An 11876-nucleotide genomic window follows, 5' to 3' on the forward strand; every position below is an offset into this window, starting at 1 on the left:
TTCGTTTTTGTTATTGATTGCTCGCCGCGATGGCGCGCGGTGTCGGAGTTGGCGCGCGAAGTTCCTTGCCCAGCACGCGCTTGACCATGCGCTTGGTTTGGAACCAGCGCCGGTCCGCCACGATGCGTGTATGAAAGCGCAGCTGCGAAGGCGTGTCCGTTCGATTCGCAGCAAAGACGCTATAACGCGCGGCAGTCGCCTCGACCAGTCGCATCGATTCGGCAAACGCACTCGCATCCACGCGTGCCGCCTGATGACAGGCATAGCCAAAGACCTTGTGAAACATCGCAAGCCAGAAGGGATCTTGCGGGCCGCCGTTACAGCGTGCGAGCGTTTCTTCGGCGCAGATCGTGAGACTCATCACCGTATAAGGCGTAGCCTTCGTCGTGATGCTGCCCGCGCGGCGGCGATAGAAGTACAGGTCGTCGGCAAGCCGGTAAAGCGTTTGCGCGCGCGCATAAACGAGCGGAATGGCGGCGGCGTCTTCATATACGCGCCCCGCCGGAAATTCGATGCCGTCCCAAAGCTCACGCCTGTACACGCGCGCGACCGGAAAGACCTGGTACACGCGCGCAAAGTCGAGTAGCGCGTGAAGGTCGCACGTGCGCGGACCGGTCGTCGCGGGATCGATCAGCTCGAGCTGGTCGATGAGCTTGCCGTTCGAATTGATAATGCCGACGTTGAACTCGATGATGTCCGCCACGTTCCTGTCGAGCAAGGGCAGGATTTTGGCGGTGAAATCCGGAGACCACACGTCGTCGGAATCGAGAAAGCCGATGAAGGGCGACGACGCCAGCGCGATCGCACGATTGCGAGCCGCGGACACGCCACGGTTCTCTTGATGAATGACGTGAATATTGCGGCCGTGGGCGTTGCGCTGAACGTCGAGAATACGTTCCAGCGTGCGGTCGGTCGAACCGTCATCGATGACGATTATTTCGATCTCGTCAGCGCGTGGCTGAGAGAGTGCCGACTGAAGCGACGCGGCAATATAGTGTTCGACGTTAAACGCCGGAATGATCACCGACAGCAATGTCGGCGCAACGCTGCGGTCGCGTGTCATGGGCTCGTGTCACCGGTTGAAATTTTGATTGAAGACTTACCGTGGCCGAGAGCGGCGTTGCTGGTCGGAGCGATTCCCCGTCGCGGCCCGTGGTGTCGTGAGCCGGCCAACCAGTGCGCTATCTTGAGCAGCAGCGTATAACCATTTGTAAGCAGAAAGTGTTCGAAGACGCACGATGCATTGGCGCCTCCTGATCGGCTTGGTGTGCAAGACCGCGTATGTCGCGGTCGTTAGTGTTTGCCAAAAACCAGTGAGCCGCTTGCCGCTTAACGAAAACTGCCGAGTGACTTTCTAGCGGGTGTTTCAAAGGCAATGGAAAAGCCTGAAGGTGGCGGCTTGCATGTTGCTTGCTACAGCGAGGCACGGGGGCCCGATGCTTCGCATGTGCGTCGGAGGGTCACATATAATGGGCTCGTCGGGGCCTGCAGCGTTTGGCGCAGTCGTTGCGCCCTATGCCTGCATGCTTTTGCTTCTTGGCGACATGAACCGCAACATCGATATACGCAAGGACCAACAACCGTGACCACGTCTTTTTCCAGTGCGGTCGAACCCGGAGGCGCGCAGCAGAACGATGCGGCTGCCGCAGGAAACGACGGCGTGCTGGTGCTCGATGCCGCCCAGCACTGCCTTTCCGCCGATGCCGCCTTCGCTCACATCTTCGATATCGATTCCGCACGACTGACGGGCCGCGCGCTCACGGAAACGCCCTTGCCCAAGCCGCTTGCCGCAGCGTTGGCCGAGGCCGCGGATGCGGCGCTCGCGGGCAACGGCATCCGGCGCGCGCAAGTCACTATCGACGACGACGATTCGACGCGCAGCTTCAGCATTCTCGCGCTGCCATCGAACGAGTCCGTCACGTTGATCGTCTCGCCTCGTGCGGGCGCGTCCCCGACGCAGGAGAACACGGAGCGCATTGCACATCTGCGGGCAGAGGCATCGCTTTTCATGCGCGACCACGTTTTGTCCGTTGTCTCGCATGATCTGCGCGGACCGCTCAATGCCATTCATAGCTGGGGTTACGTGCTCGAACGGAAGATCGACGCCAAGGACCCTGCGGCGCAGCGCGCGCTTGCTGGCATACGCTCTGGCGTGGAACAGCAGGTGAAGCTGATCGAGCAATCGGTGGATACGACGCGTGCCGAAACGAAGGCGCTCGCGTTGTCGCTTGCGCCGGTGGCGGTGCGGCCGTTGCTGGACAAGAGCGCAACGTTTGCGCGAAGCAGCATTGCGCGGCAGCGCGGTGTCACGATCACGGTCGAATCGCTGCTGGCCGAAGAACAGGTCGAAGGCGATGCCGAACGCCTCACGCAAATGCTCTGGCTGATGTTCGCGTTCGCCGCCGAAGCCAGTGCGCGCGATTCCAGCGTGCAGGTGACGAGCAATATCGAAGGCAACATGTGGCGCACGGACGTGCGATTCACGGTATCGGCGAAGGCGTTGACCGATGCATCGTCGCCGCATGTTCTGGAAGCGTTCGCGCGACGGCAGGCGCTGGAGCCGCGCGAGGGCGGACGCATTGCGTGGGCGTTTGCGCTGTGCAAGCGCGTGACGGAGGCGCATGGCGGCGCGTTCGAGCACGCGAACATTGCGGATGGCGCGGACGTGGTGCTATCGGCGCGAATCGCGGTTGCCGGGATGTAATTTGACTTTCGATTGCCTGTCGCCCATATACTGACACTTTCCACTTTCGAAGAGAGTTGCTTTGGCTCAGGTTGTCGCGCTGATTGGCGCATTGTTGCTCGTCGCCCTGAATGGGTTTTTCGTTGCGGCGGAATTCGGGCTCGTCAAACTCAGGGCGACGCGTGTCAAGGCCATTGCGCGGACCAATGGCCTTCCTGGCCGCTTGCTCGCCAAGGTCCACGGGCAACTCGATGCGTATCTCTCCGCATGTCAGTTGGGCATCACGCTGGCATCGCTCGGGTTGGGATGGATAGGCGAACCCGCGTTCGCCTCACTGCTGCATCCGCTCTTTGCGCTGGTCGGCGTGGAGTCGGAAAGGCTTGTCGAATCCATCTCGCTCTTCTTCGCGTTCTCGGTCATTTCATTTCTCCATATCGTCGTTGGCGAACTCGCGCCGAAGTCGTGGGCCATTCGTCGCGCGGAACAAGTGGGCTTGTGGCTTGCCACGCCGCTTTACGGCTTTTATTGGGTGATGTACCCGTTTATCTGGGTGCTCAATAGCAGTGCGAATCTGGTGTTGCGGCTCTTCGGCATGTCGGGTGAACACGGTCACGACGCGCTTTACTCGACCGACGAACTCAAGTTGATCTTGCGCGGACGGCGCCTTGGCGGGGCATCGTCGTATAACGCGGATGAGTGGAACACCATTGCGCATTCGCTGGATTTCAGCCGCATGACGGTGTCGGATCTGATGCGGCCGGGCCATGAACTGGTGGGGCTGCGCAATGATCTGTCGGTGCGCGAGAATCTCGCGGTGATCGCGCGGCATCGCTTCAGCCGATATCCCTTGTTCGCGGATGCGTCGGGCGAGCGTGTGATCGGCATGATTCACTTGAAGGACTTGTTGCTTGCGCGTGATGCGGAGAGTCGCACGTTCAGCTTCAGCTTTAGTAAGGACGGCGAGAAACTCGACAAGTTATCGCGGTATGTGCGGCCGGTGCAGTACGTGGCGCCGAATCTGTCGGCGCTGGAACTGTTCAGGCGCTTTCGCAAGGGCGCGCCGCATTTTGCGATTGTCGGGAGGAAGGGCGCGAAGCCGATTGGCTTTATCACGCTCGATAATCTGCTGGGTGCGCTCGTGGGGCAGATCCACGACGAGTTCCGTCAGGGCGATGCGGACTGGTCGCGCATGGACGATGGAACGCTGATGGGCAAGGGTTCGTTGCCGGTGGTGTCGCTCGAGCGTGCGCTCGGTATCGATATCGATGAAGGGCGCGCTGAGTCGGTCGGCGGACTGGTGATCAATGCGCTGGGCGACTTGCCGTCGGAGGGGCAACGCGTTGCGTTCGACCGGTTCGATATCGTCGTCAAGAAGATGAATGGGCCTCGGATCGTACTGGTGCGCGTCTATCCGCGCGAAGAGGAGTTGGAAAATGAACTCTGAAATTTTCTTCTTTTCTCTCTTTTCGTGTCGGTCTATTAGCACGCCCCTCCCCGGGGCGGGGGTCACTTTCTTTGCTGCTGCAAAGAAAGTAACCAAAGAAAGCAGCTTTTCGGGCCCGAAGCACTGACTGTATGGTCACTCCGTAGAACAAGATTGGCACTCAGCTTGACACAGCCTTGAATCACCTTCCGCGCCCGCTGAGCGCCACCCCATGCGAGCCCCCTGGCTCGTTAACAGCATCGGGCACTGGCGCGTACGTAGAAATAGAAAACGCACACGTTAGTCACAAAGCACCAAGCACAAACGCAAACCGCAAACCACGACTGCAAGCCATGCGCGCGAACCACCACGAATGAGAGTTAGCGGTGGCGAGTGACTGTCGTTGAAGCTTGCGCGGTCGCGCGGCGCGTCATGTACCGACGGTGTTGTCGAGCCCGGGGGCTCGCATGGGGTGGCGCTCAGCGGGCGCGGAAGGTGATTCAAGGCTGTGTCAAGCTGAGTGCCAATCTTGTTCTACGGAGTGACCATACAGTCAGTGCTTCGGGCCCGAAAAGCTGCTTTCTTTGGTTACTTTCTTTGCAGCAGCAAAGAAAGTGACCCCCGCCCCGGGGAGGGGCGAGCTAATAGACCGACGCGAAAAAAAGAACCACCCGGCCGGCAAGGTAAAAAAAGACCACCCCGCCGGCAAGGCAAAAAAGAACCTCACCCGCCACATCCCGGCACCCCTTCCTCCACGAGCAACGCCACCGGCATAACAGCCAGCGCGTCACGCAAAAAGAGCCGTTCACCGTCCGCCTTAGGCGCATGCGGACTCAGCCAATCGAAGAGCGCACGAGAATGGAGCGCCTCCGGCAACACGACACAAGTGTCGCCCCACACAGAAGGCTCGACCAACGGTACATCTCGCTTATCGCCGAGCAACGGTGCCGCCAGCCGCGTGGCAATCACAATCGCATAAGCACTGCCCGCATGCCGCGCATAAGCAATCACATGCTTCGCATGTTCCCCTTCAACAGCGAGCGGCAAATACTCGCCTTGCGCAAACAGCGATTCACAATGCTTGCGCAACGCGAGCGCCCGCCGCACGAGACCGAGCTTCACGCGTCCATCACGCCAATTGGGCATCTGCTCCGAAGGCGGACCCTTCGCATCGATCTCTTCGGACCACTGACGACGCAACGCGTAATCCACCGGCCGGCGATTATCCGGATCGACCAAACTGAAATCCCAAAGCTCCGTGCCCTGATAAAGATCCGGCACACCAGGCGCCGTCAGACGCAATAGCGTCTGCTGAAAGCTATCGATTGCACCGACCGGTCCGATCCTCGCGACGAACGACGACAACTCCTGCAAAAAGCCATTGCGCCGCTGCGGCGACACAATATCGAACAGGAAATCACGGCACGCCTGCTCATAAGCCTCATCCGGCGCAAACCAGCTCGTACGCAATTTGCCCTCGCGCAGCGCCTTCAATTGCCACTGCGCCACGCGCTCCGCCAGCTCCTGAACGCCCGCTTCATCATCCGGCGCGAGCGTGAGCGGCCAGCAGCCGACAAGCGTTTGATACAGCATCGACTCGGCAGCAGGGCCGGGCGCCCAGTCGTGACTATCGCTCGTTTCGTCGTGGCCGCCATTCGGCCCGCGTCGCAAAGGCGTATTCAACGTCGACCACGCCTTGAGGGTCGCGGCCCATTCATCGGGAATCTCACTCAACGCTGCAATGCGCGCGCGAACATCCTCACCGCGCTTGTGATCGTGCGTCGCGGTGCACAGCATCGCATGAGGGAAGGACGCAAGCCGCTCGCGATTGCCCTTGTGAAACTCCTCGACCGACAACGAGAATTCGCCCGGATCGGCGCCCACTTCGTTACGCGAGATGAGCCGCCCATAGCGATAACACGCCGTATCCTCCACCGCCTTCGCCGCCACCGGCGACGTCAGTTGCGAGAACAAGGTCTGCGCCGCGCGACGTTGCGATCCCGTCGATGCCTGCGGGTTCTGTCCCGCCTGCGCCTGATTGCGATCGCGCTCACGACTGCGATCCGCCGCGCGCTCGCGCTGACGATCGCCCCGTTCGCTCCGTTCGCTCCGTTCATTACGCTCAGCCTGCGCCGGTTCGTCGGGCAGCTTGCCGCCGAGCCATTGCGCGACCTGATCGAGTATCACGTGATCCGCGGCGGCCAGCGATTCGCGCGCCTTCTCCAATGCCTGCGAAAAATAACGATCATCTTCGGCGCTACGCACGCCGCCGACCGGATAGATGCGATACACCGGGAAATGCACGACGAGTTCCGCCACCACGCGACGGATCGACGTGAACGTGAAATCGCGCGTGGTCTGCGCATCGCGCGCAATGCGGTGCAACGCACGCGTCACTCGGTCCAGCTCCGCCGCGAGATTTTCCGCAAGGATCTTGCGTCGCGCGATGAGCGCTTCATCCGCGAACTCACTGCTCTTGCCGGTGATCTCGGCCCACAACGCAGCGAGCGGTTCCGCGCCCGCAGGGTCGTGCAGCAACGCGCCGACATCGTTCATGAAGTCGTAGCCGGTCGTGCCGTCCACCTGCCAGTCGCGACGCAACGGCTCACCGCGCGCGAGAATCTTCTCGACCACGAAGTACGTATGGCCGCTTCCGTTGCGCAACGCTTCGGGACGTTCGGCCGACAGCTCTTCGAGCCGCGCACGCAAACGCTGACAATACTCGCGCGGCTCCGCGAGGCCATCGACGTGATCGATGCGAACGCCATCGATCAAGCCTTCCGTGAAGAGCCGGAAGATCAGCGCATGCGATGCCTCGAATACCTCGGGCCGCTCCACGCGCACGCCGCCCAATGTGCTCACGTCGAAGAAGCGTCGCCAGTTCACTTCGTCCGCTGCGGTGCGCCACCATGCGAGGCGATAGTGCTGCCGTTCGAGCAGTCGATGCAAGCGCTCGCGTCCCGCCTGCGTCTCCGACGAATGCGCGGCAAGCACCGCTGCAATCGCGGCCTGTCCGCCTTCGGTCTGCGCGATGGTTGCGAGCGCGGTGCATGCATCGGCGGCGCGCGGCTGATCGGCGGGTTGCGTCGTCAGGCCGCTGAAACGCTGCGCAAGCTCAGGCGCTTCCTGAAGCACCGCGGGGTAATCGACCGGACACACAGGGAACACATGCGAGTAGTACTCGATGACGAAGCGCCCCTGGTCCGCACGATACGCGAGCTTGATCTTGCCGCCCTGCAACTCCTCGCCATACGCCGCGCCGAGAAACGGCGCGAGCACCTTGCCGCGCAACGCGGGATCGGGCGAGTGCCAGTCCACATCGAAGAAGCGCGCATGCGCCGCATGCCGGCCCCATTCGAGAATGTCCTGCCACCACGCGTTCTCCGATCCGCCCACACCCATGTGGTTCGGCACCACGTCGACGATCAAGCCCATGTCGTGCGCGCGCAGTTTCTCGACGAAGCGTCGCAAGCCTTCCTCGCCGCCGAGTTCGGGATTGACCTTCGTATAGTCCACGGTGTCATAGCCGTGCGTGGAGCCGGATGTTGCAGTCGTGATCGGCGATGCATACGCATGGCTCACGCCGAGCGACGCGAAATAGTCCACTTGCGCGGCGGCGTCGTCGAAGGTGAAGCCCTTGTGAAGCTGAAGCCTTAGCGTGGAGCGCGGTACTGTCATGGCGTTTCGGGCTTTGGGGTATCTAAGTTGTCAGGGTAAACGGCGCGCTTGCGGGCGGATTCCACGGCGAGCAGGCGATCGCAAAATGCATCGTCCAAAAACAGTTCGTCGACGGGCAGCGTCATGCGCCGACGCCAGTTCGGATGCTCGTCGATGGAGCCGGGAAGGTTCGGCTGTTCGGCAAGCGCGAGCAAATCTTCGAGCGGATACGTGACCATCGGCGCGGGCGTCATGCCGACGAACGCGAGCGCTTCATCCACGGGCGCGTTATCGACGGGGGGCGCTTCGACATCCGGCGGCGCCACGCCCGCTTCCTGAAACGCGCGCCACAGCTGCGCGCGGTCTTCGCCCCGCGCTTCCATCGCGGCTTCCACGGGATCGCGGCCATCGTCGCGCGCCATCGTCTGGCCTATCTTCGAGCGCCATTCGATGTCCTCTCCACGCCACCATCCGGTGACCGTGGGAAGATCGTGCGTCGTCGTGGTCGCGGTCACGCCGTTGCTCCATTCGCGGGGCGGCTTGAATCCTTCGCCATCCTCAGTACGTTCGAACCATAGCACGCGAATACCTAGCAAGCCGTGCTCCTGCAATCGCTCGCTGAAACCGGGCGGCACGGTGCCTAAGTCTTCGCCGACGACGATCGCGTTATAGCGCCACGATTCCAGCGCAATGAGCCGCAGCAGATCATCGAACGGATAGCGCAGATACGCGCCGTCCTTCGCGCTTTCGCCTTCGGGCACGAGCCATAGCCGCCGCAAGCCGAGGATATGATCGATGCGAATGCCGCCGGCCAGCGCGAACGAACAGCGCAACATGTCGATGAACGCGGCGAAGCCTTGCATGCGCATGGCGCGCGGCGAGAACGTCGTCAGGCCCCACGATTGCCCGGCCTGATTGAAGAGATCGGGCGGCGCGCCGACGGACACGCCCGTGAGCATTTCATCGCGATACGACCATGCGTGACTTCCGGCGCTATCGCAACCCACGGCGAGATCGGCGACGAGACCGACGGCCATGCCCGCATCGCGCGCGGCGTGTTGCGCATGCATCAGACCTTTGGCGGCGAGCCATTGCGTGAAGAGAAAGAAGTCCACTTCGTGGCGATGCGCGTCTGCAAACGCGGCCACGGCATCGCTGCGCGGATCGCGCAATTCCTCTGGCCAGTTGCGCCAGTGACCTTCGCCGTTCTGCGCGATCTGTACGGCTTGCAGCGCTTCGAAACGCGCATGATCTTCGAGCGCGCGTCCGCCTTCCTTCACGAACGATTCAAAGTCCTTCGCGAACGCCGATTCACTGTCTTGCGAGAACGCATCGAAGAGCGCGCGCAACACGGCGATGCGCGCCTTCATCGCACGCGGCCAGTCGATGAGCGGCATGCTTTCGAGTTCGGCGAGTTCGTCGGCGACGCCTGCTCTTTCGATCGCGGCGCGCGCGGCCGGTGCACCGAGCACCGCGGCGGGATCGACATGCGCGATGTTGATGAAGAGCCGCGACGAGGGCGAGTAGGGGCTGTATTTGTTCGGCTCCGCGCTGAACATCGCGTGCATCGGGCTGATGGCGATCGCGTGGCTGCCGTGCTTCGCGGCCTTCGTCGCAAACGACGCGAGCGCCGTGAAGTCGCCGATGCCGCCATCGCCATTGCGGCGCAAGCCATACACTTGTGTCGCGATGCCGAATAACGGCGGCGCTTTCTGTGCATCGTCGTGAAGCGGACGCCATGCATCGTCGATCGTATAGCAGCGTGCGGGCGCGACCGCCAGCGTCGTGCGATGGTCGTTGATGACGAGCGTGTGATAGCCCGGCTCGGAGATCGGCGCGAGCAACGCGGTCTCGCCCTTGGGCGACGTGAAGCGTCCGTCGATGACCTCGCCGCTTTCCAGTTCCACGCGATACCGCGCGCCCGATTTCGCCACCGACACCGGCAGCGCAATGCCGCGATCCACTTCCGCCGTGATGAGCGGCGGCAGCTTGCGGCCGCTCATTTCCGCATCGACGGCGGCCATGCTCTGCTTGATCTGCGTGGCGTTGCCGCATGGCAGGCCGAGCTTCTCGAGCAGGATGCGCAGCGTGTTTTCAGGCACACGCTGCGTGTTCTTGTGCGCGTCCTGCCATTCCACTTCGAAGCCCGCGCGTTCCGCGAGCGTTTCGAGCGGCGAGCGTGGACGCGAGTCCTTTTGCTGATTCGCGGTCACGAGCGTTGTCCTTCTTTCTGTTCCAGATGACGCGCATCGTGCGCGTTGGCGTATTCGTTCACGTCGCCGGTGAGCCATGCGACGAACGTGCGCGCGCTCAGTTCGCCCGCGCTCGTGCGATCCTGCGCACGCGCGGGCGTTTCGAAGATGACCTTGCCTTGGGGTGCATCGGAAAGGGCGACGGGCGCATCGGCGAGATTGAGCGCGATGGTGAGCGTTTCGCCATCGCCGAGCTTCCAGCGCGCAACGACCGCCTTCTCGCCGATCACGTTCGCGCCGAGCGCCTTCGAGCCTTTGAGACGCGGCATGATGAGCTTTGCACGCACCGTCAGCGCCGAGCGATAGAAGTGCAGCCAGTCCAGACGATCGAGTTCGTCTTGCTTGTTCGACACACTCGGCGACGACATCGCGAACGTGCGCTTGTCGTTCGGATCGGGAATCTGCGCGCGGCGCTTTTCGTCGGCGAATGCGGAGAACTTCGCGAATTCACGGCGGCGGCCTTCGCGCACTGCATCGGCGAGTTCGTCGTGATAGTCGGTGAAGAAGAGGAACGGCTGCTTCGAGCCATACTGCTCTTCCATGAAAAGCATGGGAATCTGCGGGGAAATCAGCAAGAGTCCGGTTGCGGCGTAAAGCGATTGATCGTCGGTCAGCGAGCGCAGACGTTCGCCCATTGCGCGATTGCCCACTTGATCGTGGTTCTGCAGGAACATCACGAAGGCCGTGGGCGGCAAGTGCGCGCTCTTCTCGCCGCGCGGCGCACCATCGTGAATGGGCGACGGATCGCCCTGATACACGAAGCCTTCAGCCAACAGACGCGCGAGCTTCTCGATGGGCTTCTCCGAATACGCGCCGTAATAGCTCTCGCTTTCGCCGGTGAGAAGCACGTGCAGCGTGTTATGCGAGTCGTCGCTCCATTGCGCGTCGAAGTGCTTTTCCAGCAGGTTCGCCGTGTTGTGCTCGTTCTCCAGCACGAGATGAATATGACGTTCCGCTTCCACCGAACTGCGCACGCGGTCCGCGAGTTCGCGCAGCCATTCGTCGTCGTTGATCGCGTGCACCGCATCGAGGCGCAGGCCATCGAAGCGATATTCGTTGAGCCAGTACAGCGCATTGTCGAAGAAGAAGTCGCGCACTTGCGGACGTTCGAAATCGATTGCGGGTCCCCACGGCGTATTCACGCCTTCGCGGAAGAACGTCTTCGCATAGGCGTGCAGATAATTGCCGTCGGGTCCGAAGTGGTTATAGACGACATCGAGGAACACCATCAGGCCGAGACCATGCGCGGTATCGATGAGTTCTTTCAGTTCTTCGGGACGGCCATACGCGGAATCGGGCGCGTAAGGCAGCACGCCGTCATAGCCCCAATTGCGCGTGCCGGAGAAGTCGTTGAGCGGCATCAGTTCGATCGCCGTGATGCCCAGTTGCGCGAGTTCGGGCAGACGCGCGATGACGCCTTTATAGCCGCCCATCGCGCCGACGTGCAGCTCGTACAGCACGGTTTCTTCCCACGGACGACCGTGCCAGTTCGTATTGTTCCAGCGATACGCTCGCGGATCGACGACTTCGCTCGGCCCATGCACGTCCTGCGGCTGAAAGCGCGATGCCGGATCGGGCACCGCGAGGTCTTCATCGAGACGATAGCGATACAGCGTGCCCGCGCCCGCATTCGCTTCGGCTTCGAACCAGCCTTCGTGAGTGCGCTGCATGTCGATGAGTTCGGGCGTTTCGCTGCCGGGACGTTGAATCTCGACTTGCACGCTCTCGCGCGACGGCGCCCAGAAACGAAAGCGCGTGCACGGCTGTTCGCGATCCGCGCCAGTGAGATGGGCGCCGAAGGGAAGGCAATGCGCGTGTTGATGCTTGTGAGGATCGATCGGACGTTCGGACATGATTTCGT

The 11876-nt window shown here is 61.9% G+C and carries 6 protein-coding genes; 2 read left to right on the forward strand and 4 right to left on the reverse strand.

Annotation, left to right across the window (positions count from 1 at the left end; all coding sequences use genetic code 11):
- Positions 1-10: 10 nt before the first annotated feature.
- Positions 11-1063 carry a glycosyltransferase family 2 protein gene (locus AWB72_RS20720; protein WP_040049981.1) on the reverse strand — a complete coding sequence of 351 codons (1053 nt, stop codon included), beginning with the start codon at positions 1061-1063 and terminating at the stop codon, positions 11-13.
- 519 nt (positions 1064-1582) lie between these two features.
- Between AWB72_RS20720 and AWB72_RS29485 the strand changes: the two genes are divergently transcribed.
- Both AWB72_RS29485 and AWB72_RS20735 read left to right on the forward strand, forming a co-directional pair.
- Positions 1583-2704, forward strand: a complete 1122-nt coding sequence (locus AWB72_RS29485) for a sensor histidine kinase (RefSeq protein WP_342065989.1) — start codon at positions 1583-1585, stop codon at positions 2702-2704.
- A 61-nt stretch (positions 2705-2765) separates the two neighbouring features.
- A complete protein-coding gene (locus AWB72_RS20735; RefSeq protein WP_040049983.1) occupies positions 2766-4127 on the forward strand; it encodes a hemolysin family protein in 1362 nt (453 codons plus the stop codon).
- 702 nt (positions 4128-4829) lie between these two features.
- Here the strand turns inward: AWB72_RS20735 and treY are convergent.
- From treY to treZ, 3 genes are read right to left on the reverse strand one after another with little or no spacing between them, the layout of a single operon-like run.
- Positions 4830-7784, reverse strand: coding sequence for a malto-oligosyltrehalose synthase (gene treY, locus AWB72_RS20740; RefSeq protein WP_040050643.1), 2955 nt, complete (start codon positions 7782-7784; stop codon positions 4830-4832).
- Positions 7781-9976 carry a 4-alpha-glucanotransferase gene (gene malQ / locus AWB72_RS20745; protein WP_040050642.1) on the reverse strand — a complete coding sequence of 732 codons (2196 nt, stop codon included), beginning with the start codon at positions 9974-9976 and terminating at the stop codon, positions 7781-7783. Before malQ ends, treY begins: the two co-directional genes overlap by 4 nt.
- On the reverse strand, positions 9973-11868 hold the full coding sequence (treZ, locus tag AWB72_RS20750) for a malto-oligosyltrehalose trehalohydrolase (RefSeq protein ID WP_040050644.1): 1896 nt from the start codon (positions 11866-11868) through the stop codon (positions 9973-9975). The genes malQ and treZ overlap by 4 nt, the downstream gene beginning before the upstream one ends.
- Between the last annotated feature and the right edge of the window lie 8 nt (positions 11869-11876).

The sequence above is a fragment of the Caballeronia concitans genome (genome assembly GCF_001544615.1).
Classification (GTDB): domain Bacteria; phylum Pseudomonadota; class Gammaproteobacteria; order Burkholderiales; family Burkholderiaceae; genus Caballeronia; species Caballeronia concitans.

Bases quoted from the DNA above. Each gene is read 5' to 3' on its own strand.
- AWB72_RS20720 (WP_040049981.1), bottom strand. From the start codon at position 1,063: ATGACACGCGACCGCAGCGTTGCGCCGACATTGCTGTCGGTGATCATT.
- treY (WP_040050643.1), bottom strand. From the start codon at position 7,784: ATGACAGTACCGCGCTCCACGCTAAGGCTTCAGCTTCACAAGGGCTTC.
- treZ (WP_040050644.1), bottom strand. From the start codon at position 11,868: ATGTCCGAACGTCCGATCGATCCTCACAAGCATCAACACGCGCATTGC.